Source organism: Agromyces sp. Y782 (assembly GCF_059445405.1).
The window spans coordinates 2406723-2431449 of sequence record NZ_JCAIUG010000001.1; the positions used below are offsets into that span (position 1 = coordinate 2406723).

The following is a 24727-nucleotide window of genomic DNA, read 5'->3' on the forward strand; positions in this document are numbered from 1 at the left end:
CGCGGGCGCGGTTCGGGTTCGGTGCATGGCACGACGCTATTGACCCGGCGCCTCGCCGTGCGGTGCGTGTCGCACTGTGAATGTCTATGACGGCATGCGTCGGCAAACCCGCTCGCGAGGCACGCCATACCCGCCATTTGTGACGTCGGGTGACGTCGTCTCCGCGTGCCGCGTGACGCGGGATGACGCGAGCGGGTGCGCCTCGCGGGCACGCGAGAGCGATCGCACGGTCGTCTGCACGCGCGCGGCCGTCCGGCGACGATGCGTCCCGCGGCCCCGCGGCCCCCCGGCTCCCCCGGACGAGGGGCATACGCGACCTCGGGTCGAGAGTAGTCTGAACCCGCTCGAGCGCCGGAGGGGATGGATCCGTGCGCCGAGATCGGGGGATCGCCGCAACGACGATCAAACGCCGCGGCCGTAGGTCGTGCGGATCGCGGAGGGGGATCCATGGCTGAGATCGATGCCCGATTCGCTGCGGCGTTCAGCCGCGTGTTCGTGCGCGCCGAAGCGGTGACGATTCCGATCGGCGAACTCGAGATCGGACAGGTCGGTCCGATCGGCGGCGTCGGTGGTGCCGGTGGTGCCGCCCCCGAGTCCCTGCCACGAGTGACCGTGCTGCGCCCGGGCGATCTGCTCCGGGTGGAGTTCCGGTTCGTGAACCTCGCCCGCATCGACGTCGACGGTGTGCCGCACCTCGCACGCCGTTCGGCGAACGCACCGGCGTTCCTCATCGCCGGCTTCGGGCCGCAGCATTTGCTCGAGCAGGCGTTCTTCGACCCGAGCGGCCCGGCGGCAACGTTCACGACCGCCTCGCCGATTCCTCCGGGTGAGGAGGGGCGCATGAAGGATCCCGGCGGGACCGAGACGCCCGACTACCCGGTCGCCGCGCGCATCGCCCGCGCCAGTCGCATCGCCTACCTCGTCACTCGCGAGCGCATCGTCTACAGTGAGGCCGGCCTCCTGCATGCGATGCGGGTGCTGCCGCTCAGCGTCGTGCCGCATGCCGAGGGCGCGCCCTTCGGCCTCCATTGGCACGAGCTGGCCGATGAGCTCGGCGCGATCGCCTCGGTCGCCTCTCGGGTGCGTGCGGTTCGCACCGCTGCGGCCCGTCGCGCGTCGACCGCCCGAGTGAGCGTCGCGAAACTCTCGCCGGCGCGCCGCGCTTCGGCGCTCGGACGCATCACGGTGCGCGACCTCGAGCTCACCGAGATCGCCGAGGCCGCCCGCTTGCGCCGCACGGCCGCCGAGCTCGAGGCCCGCTTCGGTGCATCGTCGGCGGTCGCGGCCGTGGCGACCGACTTGCGGCCAGGTATCGAGATCGGCCCGGTGTTCACTCCCGACCTGCGGCCGCCGTTGCCGCGTGAGCCCGTCTCGACCGAGACGGCGCTCGAACTGCCGTGGCGCTTGCAGCTGAGCCCTCACGCGCGCGGGGCGTTCACGCACGCACTCGGCGAGGTCGAACACCACGGGCGCGTCGAGCTGTGGCATTCCCGACTGGCGTCGCGCACGGATGCCGCGGCAGACCTCGACCCGGCCGCGCCGCCGCCCGTCGATGAGGAGCAGCCGGCAACCCGCACCGTGCGCGCGGTGTGGACCCGCGACTTCACCCCCGGCAAGGGACCGGCCGAGAAGACGACGGCGTTCCCCGATGAGAACTTCGGCAATCCGGCGACGCTGCCGCCGTTCCGGGCGACGCTCTCGGTGCGCGATCGCATGCAGCTCGTGCATCTCACCTCCAACCATCGGTGGTCGCGCGGTTACACTCCCCGGGCGGTGCCGGTCGAGCGGCTCATGCTGACCGCGGTCGGCGGGTGGCTCGCGAGCGAGGTGCATCTCTCGCCGCCGACGGGCCTGTCGATCGAGGAGTGGAAGCATCGTGCGACGATGGGTCGCGACCACTACGTGAAGGTCGTCTACCAGGGCGTGCTGCTGCCGTTCGGCCATCGAGCCTCGCTCGTGAAGGTCACCGAGCGGCGCGTGAAGGCCGACGGCCGCGCCACCCTCTATCAGCGGCTCTTCGTCGTTGTGCGCCAGCCCGAGCGGCGGTTCCTCGCAAGCGGCACGGCGAAGTTCGACAACCGCATGCCGTTCCGGTGGGTACGCATCCTCACCGCAGCCACCCCGCCGCTCGCCTCGCCGCGGCGGCCCACCCGCGCCGACGGCCAGCCGCTCGTCGCGAACGGGCAGATCTTCGTGCCCGAGATCGCGGCCGTCGACGGCGCCGTCGGCGCGAACTCGGCGCCGGGGCAAGAGCCCTTCATGTTCCGGATGCTCGCGAACGACGTGGGCAACCGGCTGATCGAGTTCGAGGGGCCGTTGCTCTTCGTCGAGAAGACGGTCTTCGAGCAACTGCAGGCCGACCGCGAGGCGGCGCGGGGCGCCGCGAATATGGTCTCGCCGGCCTACGACCTGCGCGGCCAGCGGGTCGTGTTCGCACCCCCGCTCGACCCCGACGACACCACCCTCTCGACCGCCTCGGTGACCTTCGACGCCGAGTTCGACACCGCGACCACCGAGAAGGCCACGAACTTCGTGCTGCCGGTGATGCGGGTGGCCCGCGCCGCCGTGCCGGCGATGAGCGCGTTCACGGGGCAGTCGTCACCCGTCGACCTCACCTACGCGACCGCGTACCGCGCGAAGGGCTTCGGCAGCGGGCCGACCCATGCCGGCAACGAAGGAGGGCTCTTCCTGCAGCTCGCGAAAACCGGCGGCGAACCGTCGGCCGCCGGCGAGACGATGGGGTTCTCCTCGCAATCCGACAAATCGGGCGGGTTCGTCAGCCCGAGCGTCGAGGTCACCGCACTCGCCCGGCAGGTGGGACCGGTCGGGGGCGACCTCACGAAGCTCGCCCAGAACGCGGCATCCTTCGATGTCGGCGGCATGTTCGGACTCGATGCCGCGAAGCTCTTCGGCATCCTCCCGCTCGCCGAGCTGCTGCCCGCCTCGGGCAGCCCGCTGCCGAAGTTCGTCACGCAAGCGGTGAACACCGTGGTGGGGCTCGGGCAGTCGGTCTCCGAAGCCCGAGCGTTCGTCGTCAAGAACGCCGCAGCGCTCACGGCGCAGGCGGCCGCGGTGTCGCAGGCCGCCACCGAACTCGCGGATGCCGCACAGGACTTCGGCGACGCGATGGTGCTGTTCTCGCAGGCACCGCATCCACCGCAGGACTTTCTCGGGCTGCTCACGACGATCAGCGACCGGGCGACGAAGCTCCGCGACGCCCTCCATGCGCCGGCCGTGCCGTTGTCGCTGCCGCGCGCCGAGATCGAACGCGCCCTCGCCCTGTTCGAGCGACTGCACGCGCTCGCAACCGAACTGCCCACGATCGTCGGGCTCATCGAGCAGCTTGCGACGGGGCAGTTGCTGCCCGAACGGGTGAGCGCCCGGCTCGAGTGGGAGACCGAGCTCGAGCCCTGGGCGCCGTCGGGCATCTCGCCGCCGGTGTTCCAGCCCGAGGGCGATCGACGGCTCCGCCTCGTCAGTGAAGTGCAGGCGCCGCTCGGTTCGGGTGAGCCCTCGGCGCTCGTCTCGTGCTCGCTGCCGCCGTTCACGCTGTTGCTGCTCGGCAGCACGAAGTTCATCGCCATCCATGTGACCGTGATGGAGTTCTCGGTCGCGCCTGGCCGAAAGCCCGACGTCAACGTCGCGCTTCGCGAGGGCGACGGCATCGAGTTCCTGGGCCCGCTCGCTTTCGTCGAGACGCTGAAGGAGATCATCCCGTTCGACGGGTTCAGCGACCCGCCGTACCTCGACATCGAGCCGAGCGGGCTGAAGGCCGGGTTCGACCTCGCCATCCCCGATCTCGCGGTCGGCGTCTTCTCGCTCACGAACATCCACCTCGGCGCCGAGCTGTCGGTGCCGTTCATCGGGGAGTCCCTCGAGTTCCGCTTCTTCTTCGCGACGCGCGAGAACCCGTTCCGCCTCGCGGTCGCGTTCTTCGCCGGCGGCGGGTTCTTCGCGATCACGATCTCGCCGAAGGGCGTCAAGGTCGTCGAGGCGGCGTTCGAGTTCGGTGCCGCCGTGGAGATGAGTTTCGTCGTGGCATCCGGCAGCCTCTCGGTGATGGCCGGCATCTACTTCCGCCTCGAGCAGGACGGCGACGCGCAGAGCGTGCTGCTCACCGGCTACTTCCGGGCCCGCGGCGAGGTCGACGTGCTCGGTCTCATCTCGGCGTCGATCGAGCTCTACCTCGAGCTCAGCTATCGGGCGATCTCGGGTCCGGGCGGCGAGAGCAGCGCGAAAGCCGTCGGCAAGGCGTCGATCAGCATCGAGGTGTCGGTGTGCTTCGTGTCGTTCTCGGTGTCGGTGAGTTGCGAGAAGCAGTTCGCCGGGTCATCCGGCGACCCGACCTTCCTCGACACCATGCGTGCCTACACCGACGAACTCGGCGCGGCCCGCGACCCGTGGGCCGAGTACTGCCGGGCATTCGCCGTCGAAGCAGTGTGAGGGGCGGACATGGCGGAAACGGCGATCTTCACGGCGATTCCCGCGGGGCGCCTGCGCGAGAACGGCCAGCTCAAGGTGACGGTCTTCGTCACGCCGAAGCTCGACACCGGGGCGCCTGCAGGCAGCGGGGTGCTGGCCGAGCTCGCCTCGTTCGAGGCCTTCGCGAACTGGCCGAAGACCGTGCTCGACGCGCGGTTCGTGTTCGACGTCGACGGCATCGGTCAGGTCGAGGGGTTTCCGCTCGACGACCCGATCGTGCCCGACCCCGAACTCTGGGAACGGCTGTTCGGGCGCACGAGCGTCGGCGACGCGGGCTTCCAGCACTTCGAGCAGGCCGTCGTGCACTCGTACTCGGTCGACGAGGTCGCGTCGGCGATCGCCGGGCTCTACCAGACGATCGCGGTCACGAGCCCGACCTCGTTCCCCGCGATCACCCGTGGGCCGCTGCAGGGCAAGCTCGTCGAGCTTGGTTCTCCGCGCACGGTGCTCGAGCGGTGGGAGCAGGGCCACCGTCGAGAGATCAAGCGGTATCTCGCCGAACTCCGCGGAGATTCCGATCCGAAGGGCCGGTACCTCCGCATCGACGACGTGCCGCCGGCCGAGCGTCCGGCGGTCGCGCTCGCCGCCGCTGCGGCGTTCTACGACCGAACGGATGACCCGTGGGACGACGCGACCGCGATCGCCCCGCCGCCCGCACCTGCGCCGCCCGAGTTCCACAGTTTCGTCGCACGCTGCGCCGACTACCCCGAGCTGCTCCGCCGCCTCGGGCTCGCGATCGACGTCTGGATCAAGGACGACCCGGCGATCGGCGAGTTCACGAGCATCCAGCTCGTCGGGGGCACGAACGGCGGGGTGCTCGAGTCGCTCATGACGGATGCCGCGGCACGGCCGATCACGAACGCGCACTACTCCGACCGGGTGTGGGCGCCCGCGTCGCGGGCCGAGCTGCCCGACGTGGTCGACGGCAGCCTCGTGGTCGACGACGAGCGCCGGTTCCTCGTCGACCAGCTCGATCCCGACGGCTCGGCGCTCAAGGTGACGACGCTGCTCGCCGAGCTCGAACGCACCGACGCCGAACTGCGCGACAGCGCCGGTCGCAACAACAACGCGCCCTCGATGACCGACGACGCGTCGTCGCTGCCCGCGCTGAAGTCGGCGGGGCTCATCATCGCCCGCCGCGATCGTGCCGGCGGGCTCGTCGAGCAGTTCGACGCCTCGGCGCAGCACGAGACCGATCGCGGCAACGGGGCATCCGCTCGCCTGAACGCGGCAGACGTCACGCGCGGCTGGCGCATCGACGTGCAAGACGACGCATCCGGCGGCCGCGAGTGGTTCTCGCTCCACCGTCGGCAGGGCGAGTATCTGCTCGTCGCGCCCGACCGCGCGCCGACTCCGCTCCCGGTGCAGCCCGAGCCCGACGAGGGGTATCTGAAGGCCGCGAGCACCTCGGCGAACGAGGCCGAGCCGACCGCCGACCAGTACTTCCACGAGACGCTCGGCGGATGGGACGGCTGGTCGCTCGCGGTGAAGCGACCGGGCAAGATCGTGAACGAGACGCGGCCGGTCGACCCGCAGGCCGAGCCACCGGATGTCGCGGACACGGGCTTTCCGCTTGCCGCGCGGTTTGCGGTGCAGCCCGGCTCGCTGCCGCGGCTGCGGTACGGCCGCCGTTACCGGGTGCGGGTGCGCGCGGTCGACCTCTCGGGGCGATCGATTCCCGACGACCAGCTCGACGAGGCCCATGAGCGCGACCTCGACGACACCTACCAGCGCTGGGAGCCCGTGCCGTCGCCGGCCATGGTGCCGCTGACGGAGTACACCGAGGGCGAATCGCTCATGCGCCTCGTGATCCGCTCGACGCTCGACGTGCCGGTCGGCGACTACGTGCAGCTGAACCGCGTGCGCACACTGCCGGGGCACGAGGCATCCGGCGATCTCGGCATCGTCTATCGCGTCGAGAACGAGCGCAATGTGGCTGCGCCGATCGGCAGCGTCCAGCTCGCCGAGATCCACGGTCTGCTCGATGCCGCCCTCGCCGGGGACCCGGCTGGGGTCGCCGCGCAGTTCGCGATCGCGGGCCGGGAGGCGGGCAGCTACCTGACACTGCCCGGCGGCCGGGTCGTGAGCAAGCTCGAGACGCCGTCGACGCTCGACGGCACGAAAGAGCAGGTACTGCCCGACGGCCAGTACGTCGTGCACCCGAACCGTTCGCTCCCGCTGCCGTACCTGCCCGATCCGCTCGCGAGGGGCATCTCGTTCACGACGCTGCCCGGCGACGTCACTGCCGGCGGCGGAGCCGGGGCCGCCGGGGCCGACGTGGTCGGCACTCCGCCGACCCGGCTGCTGCGGTGGCCCGGAGAACCCGACGACTGGTTCGACCGCCGGCCGGTACTGCTCCGCGTCGTCGAGGGCGATTCGCCCCCGGCCTTCGACGACGCGGCCCGCACGCTCACGGTGTCGCTGCCGAAGGCGACGCTCGCGACGGTGCGGCTCAGCTCCTTCCTCGACGACGCCGACGTCGAACTCATGCGCGTGTGGCACCTCATCGACGAGCACCAGGCGCCGGCGAGTGCCGATCAGCGCGAGACGGTGCGTCGAGGTCGGCACTGGATGCTCACGCCGTTCACCGAGCTGACGTTCGTGCACGCCGTCGAGAAGCCGCTCGAGCCGCCCGAGATCCGGCTGGGCCCGGGTTCGCGGCGTGACACCGGGGCGACGTTCTCGCTGCTGCCCGGCACCGTGCACAACCACGCCGCGAGCACCGGGCGCATCGACCTCGATGCCGACTGGAACGACCCCGTCGACGACGTGCTCGAACCCGCGCCGCGTGAGGAGGGGAAGCGCGCGCACGTCGCCGACTTCGACCTCGAGACGAGTGAGATCGACGCGCTCATGTGGCCGACGAGCGGGCCGGCCGCCGGGTTGTTCGGTCCGCGCCACGAGGTGCGGCACGAGTTCGGCGACACCCGCCACCGCTACGTCGACTACACGCCGCGCGCGACCACCCGGTTCCGCGAGTACTTTCCGCCGCAGATCACGGATGACCCCGAGCTCATCACCTCGGTCGGGCCGACGCTCCAGATCGACGTGCCGTCGAGCGCTCGCCCCGCCCCACCCGACGTGCGCTACCTGGTGCCGACGTGGGAGTGGCGAACCGAGCGCATCGAGGTCGACGCGCCGTTCGCGGTGCGGCGCGTGCGCACGGCCGCCGGCCTTCGCGTCTACCTCGGCCGGCCGTGGTACTCGAGCGGGCCCGACGAACTACTCGGCGTCGTGCTCGCCCGGCAGCCGTGGATCTCGTGGGCCGCCGACGTCGCGCGCGGGGTGCTGAGCGACGTGGAGTCGCCGGCGCTCGCCGACGCCTGGTCGAGGCAGGTGCTCGAACGACAGGGTGCGATCGTGGATGCCGCGACCTCCGCCGGGGAGCAGCTCGCCGCGGGCGTGCGCTCGATTGCGGAGCGCGTGCGGCGGCAGGCGGTCGAGCCGGGTGCACGCATTCGAGCGCGAGACGACCTCGAGCGCTTCCTCGTGGCGAGCGACCGCGCGGTCACCGCGGCTCGCCACGCAGACCTCGACCTGCTCGCCGGCATCGAGAGTTCCGTCGCATCGGGCATCCTCACCGAGTTTATTCCGCTCTTCACCGGCACCGGCCCCGAGGGGCGCAGGTTCACGAGTGTGTGGGGCTCCGATCCCGTGTTCGCCGGCGAACCGCTGCCCGCCGGGCCGTTCGCGCACCAGTTCCCGCTGCGCAGCGCAGTCGGCACGGTGCAGCTCGCCGAGGTCGACGACCGGGTCACCGTGGTCGGCCACGAGCCCGAGTTCGACGCCGACCGCAAGCTCTGGTTCTGCGACATCCAGTTGGAGACCGGCGACGCCTACACGCCGCTCGTGCAGCTCGCACTCGCTCGCTACCAGCCGCACTCGGTGGTCGGCCAGGAGCTCTCACCCGTCGTACGCGCCGACTTCGCCCAGACGCTGCCCCGACGCGCCGCGACGTTCGTCGCCACCCCCGACGGCCGCGCGGTCGCGATCACACTGGCGGGCCCCGTCGGCGTTCCAGAACACGCGAACACCCTGCCGAACCTCGCCGCCGAGGTTCGCGCCTCGCGCCGAGTCGAGGCGTGGGTCGAGCGGCTCGCCGGCGGAGCGACGAGCGATCTCGACTGGCAGGCGGTGGGCGCACCCGTCGAACTCGACGTGCGGATGGGCCTCGGCGCAATTCGCAACCAGCGGTACGGCGAGGTCGAGTGGGCGGGGGCCGTCGGGCTGCCCGAACGGGTCGATGGCGACCGGTTGCGCGTGCGCATCGCCGAGTACGAACTGCACGAGGGCGACACGATCGGGCTGCCGGTCGTGCTGCTCATCGTGCCGCAGCGCGGACGACGGCTCGTCTACAGCGACTCGGTCGACCTGCCGTGAGCAGAGCGAATTGCGAGCTCGCTGAATTGCGAGCTCGGTGAACCGCGAGCTCGGTGAACTGCGAGCTCAGTGAGCTGCGAACTCGGTGAATTGCGCGCTCGGTGACCTGCGAGCGGCGCCTCAGCCGAGCGACTGCACGAACCGCCGCACGCGTGCCGCCATCTCGTCGGGCACCTCGGCGATCGTGAAGTGCCCACCCTCGGCGAGGCGGTCGAATTCGCGCAGGTCGAGGTAGTGCCGCCGCACGAGCGACTCGGGATAGGTTGCTTCGTGCCGCTGGATGAAGACGGCAGCGGGCACCGAGTTCGCAGGGATCGGGTCGGGGGTGTCGGCGCCCTCGTAGTACGGGCGGAACGACGAGGCGATCGTCTGGGTAACCCAGTAGATCATCGCCTCGGTGAGGATGCGGTCGCTCGAGATGCGTCGTTCGACGGCGCTCGGGTCACCGGGCGGTGTGTCGCTCCACTCGACGAGTTTCTCGGCGAGCCACGCGAGCAGGCCGGCAGGAGAGTCGTTGAGCGCGAACGCGAGCGTGTCGGGTCTCGTGGCCTGCACATGGCCGTACGCGCCGTCGGTCTCGTGACGCGCGGCGATGCCGTCGAAGAACGCCCGCTCGGCGGGTTTGGTGAGCTCTTTCCGCTCGTCGGACGTCGGGAAGTGCGCGTGCGTGGCGACGATGCCCGCGACGTTCTCGGGGTAGCGCGCCGCGATGAGGTCGCTCACGTTGGCCGTGACGTCTTCGCCGTACGTGAAGTACTGCTCGTAGCCGAGTACCTCGGTCATGAGTGCATGCATCGTCGCGGCCAGCCGCTTCTCGGTCATCTCACCCGTCGCGTACGGCGAGGAGAATGCGAACCCCGGCAGGCTCGCGACGACGACATGGAAGTCGGGCAGTCGGTCGGCGAAATCGAGCTGCAGGGCGAAGGTGTGCGGCCAGCCGTGCATGACGAGGAGTGCAGGGGCATCCGCTCGCTCTGATCTCAAGTGCGCGAAGTGCACCGCGGCGTCGCCGATGTCGGCGATGAACTGCGGATGCCCGTTGAGCCAGGCTTCGCGCGACCGCCAGTCCCAGACGGCCCACTCGGAGATGAGCTCGCGCAGGTACTCGGCGGACATTCCCGAAGGCGGGCGCCGCGGCGAATCGTCGGGCACCCTGCTGCGCGCGAGGCGGTCTCGCAGGTCGTCGATGACCTGGTCGGGGACATGAAGCTCGAAGGGTCGCAACTCGCTCATAGGCCGACGGTATGCCGTGCCACCGACATCGACGTTTCGCGAGTTCGCCACGGTTGTCGATCCCGCGCGATCTCGTTCGACGTCCAGGATGAGAGCGGAGATACCGTCTCTGGAAGGATTCCATCATGCGCACCCTCATCGTCACCGAGTTCATCAGCCTCGACGGCGTCATCGACTCGCCCGGGGGCGGCTCGCACCCGCGCGCCGGCTGGACCTTCAAGGACGTACCCTTCGTCGAGGCGGCCTACGAGATCAAGGGCCGCGAGCAGCTCGAAGCGAGCGCGATGCTCATGGGACGAGTGAGCTACGACGAGTTCGCGCCGGTCTGGCCGTCGATGGAGGACTTCGCCGAGTACAACGCGATGCCGAAGTACGTCGTGTCGTCGACGCTGTCCGACCCTGAGTGGAGCAACACGCGGGTACTGCGGTCGCTCGACGAGGTCGCGAAGCTCAAGGAGGGCGAAGGCGGCCCCATCATCGTGCACGGCAGCGCCACCCTGGCACAGGGCCTCGCCGCGGCCGATCTCGTCGACCGGTACCACTTGCTCGTGTTTCCGATCCTGCTCGGTGCCGGCAGGCGCCTCTTCGCGAGCGACGGCGACCCGTACACGCGCCTCGGCCTCGTGGAGTACGAGGCGTACTCCAACGGTGTCGTCAAGCAAGTGCTCGACGTCGTTCGCTGAGCGGATGCCGCGGCAGCGGGCCGGTCACATGATCGCGCTGGAGAGCGCGGGCGCCCGCGTCAGCGCATCCACGACGTCGACGGCGTCGCGATCCATGCCCATGAGCGTCTCGGATGCCACGGAGTACTGGAACGGCATGCCGACGAACGCGAGCCCGGGGCATCCTTCGGCGAGGCCTCGATTCTCGATGGGCCGACCATCGGCGTCTACGACGCCCTCGATGTCGATCCAGCCGAGGTCGGGGCGCGAGCCTGTGCACCACATGACGGTCGCCGCGTCGATGACAGTGCCATCGACGGTGACCGGGCGCCCCGCCTCGACGCGGTCGAGGCGGCCGACCCGCACGACGCCGGCGCGATCGAGTTGTGCGGGCTTGTTGCGCACGAGCATGACGCCGTGGCCGAGATTCGCGGCCCGCGCCGCACGGCCCTTGGCGGTGTCGATCGTCGTGCGTCGCAGCCGGCCGATGAAGATGCCGCTCATGAGGTTGCCGATCAGGGTGTCGATATCGATGGGCACGTGCCCCGGATGCCGCCCCGCGAGGGTCACGGCGTGGCCGGCACGGGCGGCGTCGAGTGCGACATCCGTGCCCGAGTTCGCCGCGCCGACGACGAGCACCGCGCCGTCGGCGAGCTGCTCGGGCCCGCGGTAGTCGATGGAGTGGAGTTGCCGGATCGATGGGTCGAGCTCGCGCGCGAGCGCCGGCACGACGGGGATGCGGTGCGCGCCCGTCGTGACGACGACCCGGTCGGCGAGCACGTCGCTGCCGTCACCGAGTTCGAGGCGGAAGAAGCCGTCGGACCGACGGGTGAGCGCAACGACCTTCGACGAGCTTCGCACCGGCAGCTCGAAGTGCCGCGCGTACCGCTCGAGGTAGTCGCCCATCTGGGCGCCGGTGGGGTAGCCGAACCGGCCGACGTCGAGGCGCAGGCCCGGCAGGCTCGCGAAAGGGCGCGGGGTGAAGAGGCGCAGCGAACGGTACCGCTCGCGCCACGAATCCCCGATGCGCGCGTGCTCGTCGAACAGCTCGAATGCAACTCCGCGGTCGGCGAGGCGCTTGCCGACGATGAGCCCGGCTGCGCCGGCTCCGATGACCGCGGTGTCGATGACGGTGGTGGACATTTGGCCTCCCTTTCCGCGTGACACTACGGATGCCCCGTCGCTGCCGCGTCGGCAGAAATGACCATTTGCCGTGGTGCGGGCGGCGTGCGGCGGCTCAGTGCGTCGCGTTGAGCCCGTGCTCGAACGCGAACGCGGTCGCAGCCGAGCGGCTGCCGAGCCCGAGCTTGCCGAGGATGTTGCTCACGTGCCGCGCCACCGTGCGCTCGCTGAGGAACAGCTCGTTCGCGATCTGCCGGTTCGAGCGGCCGCTCGCGATGAGGCGAAGCACCTCGAGCTCGCGTCGCGTGAGGCCGGCGGATGCCGCGGCGCGCTCGCCCCCGACGGCGACCCGTTCGAGTCGGTCGAGGTCGGCGACCGCGCCGAGCCCGGCGAGCACGGTGCGTGCAGCGTCGAACTCGAGTTGCGCCGCTTCCTCGTCGCCGCAGGCCCGGTTCGCTCGGCCGAGCAGCACGCGGGTGACCGCGGCTTCGTAGGGCGCTTCGAGTCGTCGCCAGGCCGTCCACGACCGTCGTAGCAGAGGCAGCGCCTGTTCCGGGGCATCCGTGTCGATCAGGAGTCGGGCTTCCGCCCGGTCGGCTTGCGCCTGCAGGTAGATCGTGCCGAACTGCTCGGCCATGGCGCGCAATTCGGCGCAGGCGCGGCTCGCGACATCCGTCTCGCCGTGCTCGATCTCGAGCTCGACCTGCGCGGCCAGCAGCTCGGCGCGCGTGCCCGGCGTCGGCGCCGTGTCGAGTGCGCGAGCGACGCCGGCTCGCGCAGCAGCGATGCGCCCGCTGTCGCGCCGCAGCAGGGCGAGTCCGGGCTGCACCTCGCGCCCGAGCTCCGCAGCGCGCCGGTAGGCCGCATCGGCCTCGGCGCGTCGGCCGACGAGCCGGCAGAGTTCGGCCAGCCCGTAGTAGGCGTGCTCGAGCGTCTCGGCGCGCCGCTCGCGAGCGCAGACGGCTTCGAGCGTGGCGGTGGCCTCGTCCCATTCGCCGAGGAGGCGCAGCACGCCGGCCCGGTGCACCGAGCATTCGCCGCGGAACGGCTCGAGCCCGCGCTGCGCATCGCACCAGTCGCTGAGGTCGCGGGTCCACACGCGGGCGCGTTCGATATCCCACCGATCGAGGCAGCTCGCGATGACCGCGCAGTACGCGGGGCCCGCCGCACGGTCGCTCACCCGACCCGACGAGATGGCGAGCATGACGCGGTCCATGCAGGCGAACCCTTCGTCGACGCGGCCGCTGCGCACCAGCGACCGCCCGAGTCTCATGGTGGCGAGCACCTCGGTGTCGGCGTCACGGGCGTCACGTGCCAGCGCGACCGCGCGCTCGCCGAGGACGACGGCTGCCTCGACCTCACCCGATGCGAACGCCTCTGCCGCCCGGCAGAGCGCCGCCGTCGCCTCGCTGCCCGGGGTGCTCCCGGCGAGATCGCACAGCTCGAACAGCCGCGCCATCCATGCGCCCGCCCGCACGGCCTCGCCGTGGTCGGCGAGCGTGAAGCCCAGCCAGAACACGCAACGGATCGCGGCATCCGTCTCGCCCTCGTCGAGGTAGGCGAGGTGAGCCGCTCCCCACGCCTGCTCGCATTCGGCTTCTCGGCCGAGGAACCAGGCTGCCAAACCCAGTGCGTCGAGCTCAGCGGCGGTGAGTTCGCCTCGGCGGGCCGCGAGCTCGTCGTAGTTGGCGACCCAGTCGGTGACCTCCACTGCGCCTGCCGGGGACATGGCGTCAGTATGTGCCTCCGGAAGGGTGGTGACAAGCACGGGCCTCACACGTTCGCAGGTGCATCCGAATCCGCGTTCGCCAGTTCCGCCTCACGCCGAGGCGGAACTGGCATGCCGACAGGCGCATCGCTCAGACCGATCTCTTTCCTGCGAGCTCGCCGCGCAGCAACGGTCGAGCTGACCCGATCGATGACGATGCCGATCGTCAGGGCGATGGCGATACCGAGGAGTGCTGCGAGCAGTGGGTTGCCCGAAAGCCATTGGCCCGCGAACAACCCGATCACGACCGAGTACACGGCCCAGCTGATTCCGGCAAGGGCGGAGAGCGGCAGGAACCGCCGTCGCGGCAGGCCGGCGGCCCCGGCGGTGACGTTGACCGCGACCCGGCCCACCGGAATGTAGCGAGCGGTGAGGATGAGCACGGTCGCCCGTCGGGCGAGGCCCTCGCGTGCCCACTCGATCGCGCGGCGGGCGGAATCGCGCCGCATCCATCGCCAACGATCGAGTCCCACGGTGCGCCCGATCGTGAATGCGATGTTGTCGCCGAGGAACGCACCGGCGGCAGCTGCGAGCACGGCGCCGACGAGCATCGCCCAGTCACCGGTCGCCGCACCCGCGGCGGCGGCGGCGATGACGACCGTCTCGCTCGGCACGGGTGGGAAGAATCCGTCGATGACGCATACGACGAAGATCACCACGTAGACCCATGGCGACTGCACGAGCGAGAGCACGATGTCGGTGAGGAACTCCATGCCTTCGACGCTATGTACGGGGTTGCCGTGAGCGCGTCCCCCTGTCGTCGCATTCGACGTAGTACCGCAGTAGGGGCCGCCGAGGCGACCGAGGCGACCGAGGCGCCCGACGCGAACGGAGCGGGCGCACGGGCGGTGATCGGGGCGGGCGACGCCCACCCCGATCTCCATCGCTACGCCGCCGCGGTGTCGCCTGCGACGGTCGTCACGCGCAGCCCGTCGACGAGCGAGGTCGTCGGCCGGCCGATGAGGCGCGAGAGCGTGCCGTCGGTCTCAGCGAGCACGCCGCGCCGGATCGCGTCGTCGATGCCCGCGACGAAGCCCGCCATGCCGGTGTCGAGGCCGGCCGCCTCGAGCGCGGCGATGTGCTGCTCCGTGGTGAGCGGCGTGTACGTCACCTCGCGGCCGACGACCTCGGCGACGGCTGCGGCGAACTCGTCGTAGTTCCAGGCGACGTCGCCGCCGAACTCGTAGGTCTTGCCGAGGTGTCCGTCTTCGAGCAGCACGACGGCGTCGCCCTCGGCGAAGTCGGCACGGGTCGCGCTCGCGACGAGCCCGTCGGCCACGGATGCGGCGATCACGCCGGTCGACGCGGCGCGCGCGACATCCGCTGCGTAGTTCTCGGTGTACCAGTTGTGGCGCACGATCACGGCGGGAATTCCCGAGGCGGCGATGGCCTCTTCGGTGGCCTTGTGGTCGGGGGCGATCACGAAGTCGGCGGTCGTGGCCTGCGGCGCGCTCGTGTAGACGAGTTTCGCGATGCCGGCGGCCTTCGCGGCGTCGATCACGTTCTGGTGCAGCGCGGCGCGGTTGCCGGCCTCCGAAGCCGAGACGAGCAGCACGGTGTCGACGCCCTCGAGCGCCGGGGCGATGGTCTCGGGGCGTGCGTAGTCGAGTTCGACGGTGCGGATGCCGCGTGCCGCGAGCTGCTCGATCTTCGAGGTGTCGCGGGAGCTCGCGACGATCGAGTCGGGCGCGGCGCCGCGGGCGAGCAGCGATTCGACGACGAGGCGGCCGAGTTGGCCCGAGGCGGCGGTGACGAGAATGATCATGGTGTTCGGTGTTCCTTCCGATTGCAGTCACCAGTGGGCAACCGGATACTGCTCGCGAGCCTTCCCTCGCGACGGTACCCGCCTTCGCGGAAGGCACCCACAGGCCGACGGCATCGTGGTGCGAACCTCGTCTCCCGAGGTGCCGCCGCGGGTGGAGTACGCGCTGAGCCTGGCCCGCCGTGCCGAGAACGTCGACCAGTCAGGGCGCGTTCACCGACCGGACACCGTCGATTGGCTTGACGGCAACGCGCACCCACTTGATTCGAGGAGGCCTGCGCGCGTTGAGCGCCGTGGCTTTCCCCCCCTGCCTCCCCAGAAGAAGCGGTACTGCTATGCCTGCGTACGCCCGAAGGAAGACCGTGAGAACGACCGGAGCCGTCCTGGCAGGAGCGGTGATCTGCGCGCTCGCACTCCCGTTGGCGGCGACCGCCGCGCAGGCCGCCGTGCCGGACGGCATCGAGGGAAGCGGAGTTGCGGGCGATCCCTATCTCCTCGACACCGCATCCGACCTGCTCGCCTTCGCGACCGCGGCGAACGCCGAACCGGGCGCCTACAGTTCGTCGCACGTCGCGCTCACCGACGACATCGCGATGGACGGCGAGGCCGAGTTCTCCGGCATCGATCAGTTCTCCGGTGTCTTCGACGGGCGGGGTCACGTGATCAGCGACATCACCCTGGGCACGTCTTCGGCCGGGGGAGGGCATCGAGGCTTCATCCGGCGGCTGAACCAGGGCACCGTCGCCAACCTCACGCTCGACGGCGTCACCGCTGACAACGGCAGCGGTACCGGCTTCGTCGCCGGGCTCGCGGTGTACGCGACCGGCGCGACTGTCACCGGCAACCGGGTCATCGACGCCGAATTGGTCGCGCGTTCCGGCGAGAAGGTGGGCGGGCTCATCGGCGAGGCCGACGGCGCCATCGTCACCGACAACTCCGTCGAGGCCGCGCTGACCGCCGCCAAGATGCCCGCCGGCATCGTCGCCTATTCGAAGGGCGCCAGCCGGATCGATCGCAACCTCGTCGATGCAGACCTCACTGTCGTGAACGGCGGCGGCGCCGCCGGCACGCGGGGAATCGACGCCGGCCTGATCGTCGGCTACCCGGGCACCCCCAGCTCGGCCAGCTTCTCGCAGAACGTCGCCCTCGGCGGCTCGATCGAGTACGGCGGCCTCATCGACGGGTTTACCGGCCGCATCGTCGGCTACACCGGTTATGAAGGCTGGAGCGCCGAGGGCAACCTCGCCAACAGCGACATCACGATCTCGGGCGCGACCGTCGCCGGCCCGGGCACGAAGAACCAGCACGGCATCGACACGGCTGCAGCCGACCTCGCGCAGCAGGCGAGTTACGAGGCGCTCGGCTGGGACTTCACCGACGCCTGGAGCTTCGACGGGATGCTGGGGCACCCGGTGCCGAAGTACACGTACACGCTGCCCGGTGCCGGTACCGCGGAGGCGCCGTACGAGATCGCGAACGCGGCCGATCTCGAGTTCCTCGCGGCCGAACTCAACGCCGGCACGGCGAAGTACACCGCGGCGACGAACTACGCCCTCACCGGCGACCTCGACTTCACGGGCCGCGATGCGTTCGTCGGCATCGACGGTCTCACGGCGATGCTCGACGGTCGCGGCCACACGATCAGCGACATCACCTACGGGCCCAGCGCTTCCTCGGCCCGGCTCGGCCTGATCCGCGCCATGACCGGCGGCGAGGTTCGCGACCTCGTTCTCGACGGCGTCACCGCGCGCACGGACAGCAGCTCCGAGGGCGACTGGGTCTCGGCGGTCGTGGTCGTCGCCACCGACACGATCTTCGATGGCGTCTCCGTCATCGATGCCGAGCTGTCGGGTGCCGGCGCAGAGAAGGTCGCCGGCATCGCGGCCGAGCTGCGCGGCAACAGCCAGGTCACGGCCAGCTGGGTCGACGGCGACGTCACCGCGAAGAAGATGCCGGCCGGCATCGCCTCCCACGTGCACGACAACGCGGTCATTCGCGACAACCTCGTCTCGGTCGACCTCGCTGTCGTCGCCGACGGCGGTTCCGGCACTCGCGGAATCGACGCCGGCGCTGTCGCGGCCTACCCCGAATCCGGCAACAACGTCACGATCGAGCGCAACGTCGCCTTCTCGGGGTCGATCGACTACTCCGGCCCCGTCGCCGGGTTCGCCGGCCGCATCCTCGGCTACTACCAGGCCTCTGGCGAGTACCGCGTGCCCGTGCTGGCGAACAACCTCGCCAACGGCGACATCACGATCAGCGACGCAACCGTCACCGGCACCGCGACGGATGCGAACGGCGCAGACACCTCCGCCGCCGACCTCGGCGTGCAGGCGACGTACGAGCAGCTCGGCTGGGACTTCGCCGCCGACTGGATCTTCGACCACGAACGCGGGCATCCCGTGCCGCGCTTCATCGACGACACCCAACGCCCGAATCGCATCGCGACCACCTTCTACGGGGACACGCAGACGCAGCGGGCCTTCAACTGGTACTCGACGCTCTCGAGCGACGCCGCGGGCGTCAAGGTCGGCACCGACCGTGAGTTGAGCGATGCCGAGTTCGTGGCCGCCGAACGCACGACCGACCGCAACGGCGAGACCAACTATCAGGCGGTCGTCACCGGGCTCGAGCCGGGTACGCGCTACTTCTACCAGCTGGGCGACCAGGGCGCGCAGGTGTGGAGTGCCACCGGCACCTTCCTGACCAGCGACGGCGAATCCGACTTCACCTTCATCGACCTGACCGACACCCAATCGCAGAACCTGAGCGAGGCGGAGCTGTCGGCGGCGACGATCGCCAAGTCGCTGGCGACCGTGCCATCGGCCGAGTTCGTCATGCACAACGGCGATGTCGTCGAGCAGGGCAGTCGTGAGCAGGACTGGATCGACTTGCTCGACTCCTCGCGCGACAGCCTGATGGCGACGACGCTCGCCCCTGCCTCGGGCAACCACGACGAGGCGACCGACTCGTTCACCGATCACTTCGCGCTCGAAGCGGAGAACGGGCAGGACACCTCGACGGGTGCCTACTACTCCTTCGACTACAACGCCGCCCACGTAGCGGTGCTGAACACGAACGAGGGCGGGGCCCAGGGCATCAGCGACAGCCAGATCGACTGGCTGCGACAGGATGTCACCGCCGCACGCGAGGCCGGCGCCGAGTGGGTCATCGTGACGATGCACAAGGGCCTCTACACGACGGCGAATCACCTCGACGACGCCGACGTGATCGCGATGCGCGACCGGCTCATGCCCGTCATCGACGAACTCGACATCGACCTCGTGCTGCAGGGCCACGACCACGTGATCAGCCGCACGAAGGTGCTCGGGTACGACGCGGCGGGCATCGAGGATGCGGCCGTCAGGCCGACGAGCGTGATCACCGAGATCGTGAACGGCAAGCGCGCCGAGTACGCGCTGAACCCCGACGGCACGATCTTCTTCCTGCCGAACACCGCCGGCGCCAAGCACTACACGCAGGCGACCGGCGCCGGTGGCGGCATCGACCTGGAGAGCTACCTGCAGCTGTTCGACCGCACGGGGGAGCAGAACCAGGAGAACTTCGTCGGCATCAGCGTCACCGAGAACCGGCTCACGATCGACCAGTACGACATCAAGGAGAAGGGCCAGCCCCGCCTGTTCGAGAGCTTCGGCATCGATCGCGAGGTCACTCCGGTCGCCGCGACGATCGATGCACTGCCGCAGGTCGCCGACCTGACCACGTCTGACGAGAACGGCGTCGCGCAGGTGCGCGCCGTAGTCGATGGGCTCAGCGCCGCGCAGCAGGGTGGATTGGGCAACCTCGACGAGCTCGAGGCGCGGGAGGCCCGCATCCGCGAACTGATCGGCGCCGTCGCCACCGACGGCAGTGAGATCGCGTGGGCGACCGATGCCGACGCGCGTCAGACGTTGACGGTGCGGAACGACACCCGCACTGCGTTCACGGATGTGCCGGTGAAGGTCGCGTTCGCGTCGACCCCGCAGCAGGATGCCGACACCCTCGCGTTCTTCGCGACCGATGGGGTCCCCCTCCCGTTCGAGGTGGAGACGTGGAACCCCGGCGGTGAGTCCGTCGTCTGGGTGCGGGTCCCGCAGATCCCCGCGCAGTCGGCGGCGACGGTCTGGGCATACTTCGGCGCCGAAGACGTGACCAACGACCCGACCCGGGTGTGGTCGGAGGACTACGCGCTCGTCGAGCACTTCGGCTCCGCGGCGGACGCGGGCGCCACCGTCACCGATTCGACCGGCGCGCACGCGGGATCCGTCGTCGGCGGCGAGCTGACGGTGACCACCCGGGGCGGCGACTCGGTCGCCGAGCTGGGCTCCTCGCGCCTCGAGTACGACGGCGACGTGGGCGGCGACTTCGACCGCATCTCGATCAGCTCCGTCATCTCGCTCACCGAGGAGCAGCTCGCCGAGATGACGGGCAATGCGCCGATCGTCGCGAAGGAGTCCAGCACGGGCTCGGGCCGCACGAGCTTCTGGCAGGGCATCACCGGCGACGGGCAGGCGAGCACCCGTTTGGCCGGCAACAGCTGGGAGTTCGGCACCGTCGACCTGAACAACCGCTTCGCACTGGCCTTGGACGGTGAGCCGCACCTGCTGACGCAGACCTACGACGGCATGACGTACTCGGTGTTCATCGACGGCCGAGAGGTGCACTCGCAGATGGTCGAGTACCGAAGCACCTACGGCGACCCGTCGGTGAAGACCACGATCGGCGACTACGCCACCACCGACGGCTCGCTGTTCCGTCCGTTCACCGGCGACGTCTCGGAGGTGCAGATCGCGGGGGTGGGCTTCAGCCCCGACTTCGAGGCCTTCCGGTACGCCATGTACCTCGGCGACGCGATCGAGCTGGGAGACGTCGTCGCCGGCTCGTCCGACGACGTCGAGCTCACCGTTGCCACCCCACGTGCCGACTCCGAGCAAGAGGCAGGCCTGGTCGAGGTGACCGGCACCGTGAGCAAGCACGCCGAGCTCGTCGCCGAGGTGGACGGCGCCGAGGTGCTCCGGCAGACCGTCGACGCGGGTGAATTCTCGCTGTCGGTGCCGGTGCACGCGATCGGCGACGCGACCCTCTCACTCACCGCTGTCGCCGAGGGCTCCTCGGCACAGCGGAGTGTGCCGTTGTCGGTCGTCGACACCGTCGCCCCGGCGGCGCCGACCGTTGCCGACTCGTCGGATGCGGCATCCGCAGACCGCCCGGAGGTGACGCTCGAGGTCACTCCCGACTCCGACGATCGTGAACCGGTGGATGTCTCCTTCTCGGCGAACGCGACGGTGCCGCTGACCGCGGCGAACACCGTCGTGCGCACCGGTTCGACGGTGGAACGCACCCCGGTCGCGCTGCTGCCCACGAGCGGCACCGCGCTCGCCGACCTCCTGCCGACCACCGCGGGCGAAGACCAGAACCCGTTCCAGATCTACGAGGTGACCCTGACCGACGAGCAAGCGGCGCAAGAGGAGTTCCACTTCGCCTGGACCGGAACGGGCGACGACCGCCGGGTGTCGGCCTGGGTGTGGGACGCCGTCGCATCCGCCTGGGCGTTGGCCGATTCGGATGCGAACGCCGACGGCGGCCCCGTCGCACTGGACGTGGTCGCCCGCGCCGAGCAGAACGTGGTGTCCGAACAGCGCACGATCTCGCTGCTGATCTGGCGCGGTCTGACCGAGCTGCCGTGGGGCGTGGAGCACGAGTACGAGACGGCTCCGGATGTCGCGGACTTCGACTGGGGGATGGCGCACGTGCCCGACACGCAGCTCTACGCCCAGGCCACTCCCGACTACATGACGAAGCAGTTCGAGGACGTCGTCGGCGGCGCCGAGAAGCGCAAGACCGCGATGGTCGTGCAGTCCGGCGACTGGGTCAACCGTGAGTACCTCTCGCAGGAGTACCAGTGGAAGCAGGCTGAACCGTCCGCCGTGGCCATGGAGGAGGCGGGTCTGCCCTACCTCATCTCGTGGGGCAACCACGACTATTCGGACGCGCGGAACGGCCGTGTGATGCTTCCGAGCTACTTCCCCATGTCGCGATTCGAGTCGAGCCTCGAGGGCACGCCGTGGAGCTTCGGCGGCAGCCAGGACATCGACAACTACTACTACACCGCCGAGATCGACGGTGCGCGGCTGCTGCTGCTGACGATCGGCTTCTTCTCGTCTGACAACGCGAACGACGCCGGGCTGGCGTGGGCGCGCGAGGTGCTGGCAGCACACCCCGACCACACGGTGATCCTCGCCGCGCACCAGTCGGTGGGCACGGGCGCGAACAATTGGGCCAACGGCAACATCACGGGCTTGGTCGACGCGTACCCGAACGTGAAGCTCGTGCTGGGCGGTCACATCGCCGGCACGGGGGTCGCGTCGCGTACGACGCCGGCGAGCACCACCTACGGTGTGCTCACCGACTACCAGAGCCGCGTCTACGGCGGGCAGCAGTTCTACCGCAGCCTGAGCATCGACGCGGAGAACGGCCTGATCCACTCCAACACCTGGTCGCCGATGCTCCAGACCGCGGTCTCCGACGGTGCGTGGCACTCGCCGATCGCCGAGTCGGCGGTTCCCGGGTTCCACGGCTCCGACTCGGAGAACTGGGTGATCGAGCTGGACCTTGGCGGTTCGACCACGCGTACCCTGACCGCGAACGCGCTCACCTTCTCGGCCGGCGCCTCGGCGCCGATCGGCGAGACCGTCGGCACGGTCGGTGACGAGACCGTCTCGATGGTGCTCGAGGGTGCCCGCGAGGGCGTCGAGTACGAGTGGTACGCCGACCTGACCGACGCGGCCGGCAACACCACTCGCAGTGCGGTGTCGACGTTCACCATCACCGAGGCGCAGGCACAAGTGCCGTCGACGCCCCGCGACGTGTCGGCGACGGCCACCGGCACCACGGTGCAGGTCGGCTGGTCGGCCCCGGCCAGCGACGGCGGCGCCGACGTCACCCGCTACGAGGTCAATGTCGGTGACCGGGTGCTGACCGTCGACGGCGGCGTGCTCTCGGTGGATGCCACTGGCGTGGCGACCGGCAGCCACACGGTGACGGTGCGTGCGCTCAACAGCGTCGGATGGTCGCCCGCTTCCGAGCCGGTCACGATCGAGGTTGTGGACGCCGGCGGCGAGCAGCCGGAGCCGAGCATCGTGGTGCGCGGCGACTTCCACCCCGGTGGGGCGGTCGCCGTGTCGGGAACCGGCTTCGCCGCCGGCGCATCCCTCGAGATCGAGCTGCGCTCGACGCCGGTCGCACTCGGCGCGGTGACCGCCGCGGACGATGGCACGCTCACCTTCGCCGGAACGCTTCCCGAGGGCACTCCTCTCGGCGAGCACACGGTGGTCGTGTTGCAGGATGGCGTCGATGTGGCCTCAGCGCGCATCGTCGTGGGTGCGGCACCGGGCGGCGCTCCCGGCGGCGAGCCCCCTGCTTCCGGCTCCGACGGGCTCACCGGGCACCTGGCCTCGACTGGGAGCGATCTCGGCTGGGTGCCGTGGACGGTGGGCGGGGCGTTGCTGCTGCTGCTGCTCGGTCTCGTGCTGATGCGAGCACGTCGACGCCACGAGCTCGGCTGACCCTCGCGACGGATGCGGTCGGCTCGCTCGAGTCGGCCGCATCCGTGTCGGTGCGCGGCACCGGCTCGGTCGGGAGCACGAGGTGAGCAGGCCGGCCCGACCGCCCGTGCAGGTGCAGATTGTGCGGAACCCGTTTAGCATCGGAAGCGGCGAGCAGCTCCGATTCCGACCGCAGCGCCGCCGGCCCGACCCCCAGGAGCCCGAGTGACGACGCATGCCGACGAACAGCCGATGCTCGGACTCCGTGTGTCCGCGGGGGTGTCCGCGGCTGCGTCCGCGGCTGAGCGCGCGCCTCGGCCGGGCCGCCGGAGCGCCGAGGTCGGAGGCACCCTTCGTCCCCGCCGGATTCCCACGCCCGACTGGGGGAGCCACTCGTCGCCGCGCGATGTGCAGCGCTATTACCTGTGCAGCGAGGAGCCGAGTGGTGAGTTCGTCGAGGTGATCATTCCCGTCACCGATGCCGGTCGGCGGCGTTACTTCACGACGAGCGACGGGGAGCGTCTGACCGAGGTCGACGAGGACTACTTCGTGCGCCGAGGCGAGGGCAACGCCCGCTCGTTGCTCGAACTCGACGCGCGCGAGATGGCCGAGCTCCAGGCGGAATTGCACTTCGTGCGCCCGGTGCTCGGGCGCGACCCGCTGGCCGAGGCCGCGGCCGAGGCTGCACAGGCCGAGGCGACAACCGCTGCGCCAGTGCCTGAGGTGACGGATGTCGCGGAGCCGGCGAAGGTCGCAGCGGTGACGGATGTCGCGGAGCCGACGGATGCCGCGGGGGTGACGGATGTTGCGGAGCCGGCGGAGGTCGCAGCACAGGCGGCGTCCGGCGACGCGGCGTCCGGTGACGCGGTGCCCGGTGGCGCGGTGTCGTCAGGCGTTGTGTCGAGCCCGGAGGTCGCAGATCTCGAGGACGCAGAGCCGGCGGTGGTTCTCGAGCTGCCGTTCCCGGTTCCGGCGCGCGCCGTCGCGGAGTGGCTGGATGCCGGGACGATACCCGAAGACCCCGAACCGCCGGCGCCCGAAGAGCCCGAGCCGCCGGCCCGTGAAGTCGCGGCAGAGGTCGAGCCGGTATTCGACTTCCGCGCGGCCGACGACGATGACGACGAGATGAACGAGGAGAACGCCGTGGTGATGGGAACGAACATGTTCGAGCAGGTCGAGCCCGCGGCATCCGTGATGCCCGCCAATGTCACCCCGATGCCCGTCGGGGCGTCGGCCGGCACCTATGCCGTGACAGCCGCAGCCGCAGCCGCAGCCGCAGCCGCACCCGCCGTCGCGCCGGCGCCGGCTGTCGCCGCCGCCACCGCGCAGGTGTCGCTCGCGAAGGGCATCGCGTTCGTCGCGCACCGCGGTCAGCTCGACCGGGTGGGCGCCGAGTACATCGATCACCCGGGGCGCGTGGCCGAGCGGTTCGACCCGCTCGCCGAGCCCATGCCCGCCGCGGCGGCGTGGTTGCACGACGTGCTGGAAGACACCGCGGTCACCGCGCAGGATCTGCTCGAGGCGGGCGTGATGCCCGAGATCGTCGAGGTCGTGCAGCTGCTCACGCGCACCGCGGATGTCGCGGACGACGTGTACTACGCGCGGATCCGCCGCCACCCGGTGGCCCGCCGGGTGAAGCTCGCCGATGTCGACGACAATTCGGCGCCGTGGCGCGTGCGCCGCCTCGACCGAGACACGCAGGTGCGCCTCGCCGAAAAGTACCGACACGCACGCGAGGTGCTCGGCGGCGAGTGACGTGGAGCCCCCCGTGAGT

At 70.4% G+C, this 24727-nt stretch carries 10 protein-coding genes; 5 read left to right on the forward strand and 5 right to left on the reverse strand.

The genetic code is table 11. The features are described from left to right. The first annotated feature begins 447 nt into the window (after positions 1–447). Both AC1C2S_RS11045 and AC1C2S_RS11050 read left to right on the forward strand, forming a co-directional pair. Positions 448–4443, forward strand: coding sequence for a hypothetical protein (locus tag AC1C2S_RS11045; protein WP_495352570.1), 3996 nt, complete (start codon positions 448–450; stop codon positions 4441–4443). 9 nt (positions 4444–4452) lie between these two features. Then, complete coding sequence (locus AC1C2S_RS11050; RefSeq protein ID WP_495352571.1) at positions 4453–8862, forward strand: hypothetical protein; 4410 nt, start codon at positions 4453–4455, stop codon at positions 8860–8862. Between the two features lie 120 nt (positions 8863–8982). On the opposite strand, the gene AC1C2S_RS11055 is transcribed toward AC1C2S_RS11050, so the two are convergent. Next, entirely contained in the window at positions 8983–10095 is a 1113-nt protein-coding gene (locus AC1C2S_RS11055) for an epoxide hydrolase family protein (RefSeq protein ID WP_495352572.1), read from the reverse strand. Positions 10096–10220: 125 nt separating this feature from the next. On the opposite strand from AC1C2S_RS11055, the gene AC1C2S_RS11060 reads away from it, so the two are divergent. Next, positions 10221–10778, forward strand: a complete 558-nt coding sequence (locus tag AC1C2S_RS11060; RefSeq protein WP_495352573.1) for a dihydrofolate reductase family protein — start codon at positions 10221–10223, stop codon at positions 10776–10778. A 24-nt stretch (positions 10779–10802) separates the two neighbouring features. Here AC1C2S_RS11060 and AC1C2S_RS11065 read toward each other — a convergent pair whose 3' ends face one another. The 4 genes from AC1C2S_RS11065 to AC1C2S_RS11080 all read right to left on the reverse strand — a co-directional run bounded on the left by AC1C2S_RS11065 (position 10803) and on the right by AC1C2S_RS11080 (position 15412). Further along, a complete protein-coding gene (locus tag AC1C2S_RS11065; RefSeq protein WP_495352574.1) occupies positions 10803–11900 on the reverse strand; it encodes a flavin-containing monooxygenase in 1098 nt (365 codons plus the stop codon). A 94-nt stretch (positions 11901–11994) separates the two neighbouring features. Then, positions 11995–13608: a LuxR C-terminal-related transcriptional regulator gene (locus tag AC1C2S_RS11070; RefSeq protein ID WP_495352575.1), complete on the reverse strand. Its 1614-nt coding sequence runs from the start codon at positions 13606–13608 to the stop codon at positions 11995–11997. A 44-nt stretch (positions 13609–13652) separates the two neighbouring features. After that, positions 13653–14360, reverse strand: coding sequence for a DedA family protein (locus AC1C2S_RS11075; RefSeq protein WP_495352576.1), 708 nt, complete (start codon positions 14358–14360; stop codon positions 13653–13655). Between the two features lie 173 nt (positions 14361–14533). Beyond that, the gene (locus tag AC1C2S_RS11080; RefSeq protein ID WP_495352577.1) at positions 14534–15412 is read right to left on the reverse strand and encodes an SDR family oxidoreductase; all 879 of its coding nucleotides are present in this window, start codon (positions 15410–15412) and stop codon (positions 14534–14536) included. A gap of 359 nt (positions 15413–15771) precedes the next feature. On the opposite strand from AC1C2S_RS11080, the gene AC1C2S_RS11085 reads away from it, so the two are divergent. Together AC1C2S_RS11085 and AC1C2S_RS11090 are read left to right on the forward strand one after the other, a co-directional pair. Continuing rightward, positions 15772–22974 (forward strand): DUF2341 domain-containing protein, encoded by a 7203-nt coding sequence (locus AC1C2S_RS11085; RefSeq protein ID WP_495352578.1) that lies wholly within the window; start codon positions 15772–15774, stop codon positions 22972–22974. 204 nt (positions 22975–23178) lie between these two features. Next, positions 23179–24708, forward strand: a complete 1530-nt coding sequence (locus AC1C2S_RS11090; protein ID WP_495352579.1) for a hypothetical protein — start codon at positions 23179–23181, stop codon at positions 24706–24708. The last annotated feature ends 19 nt before the right edge of the window (positions 24709–24727 follow it).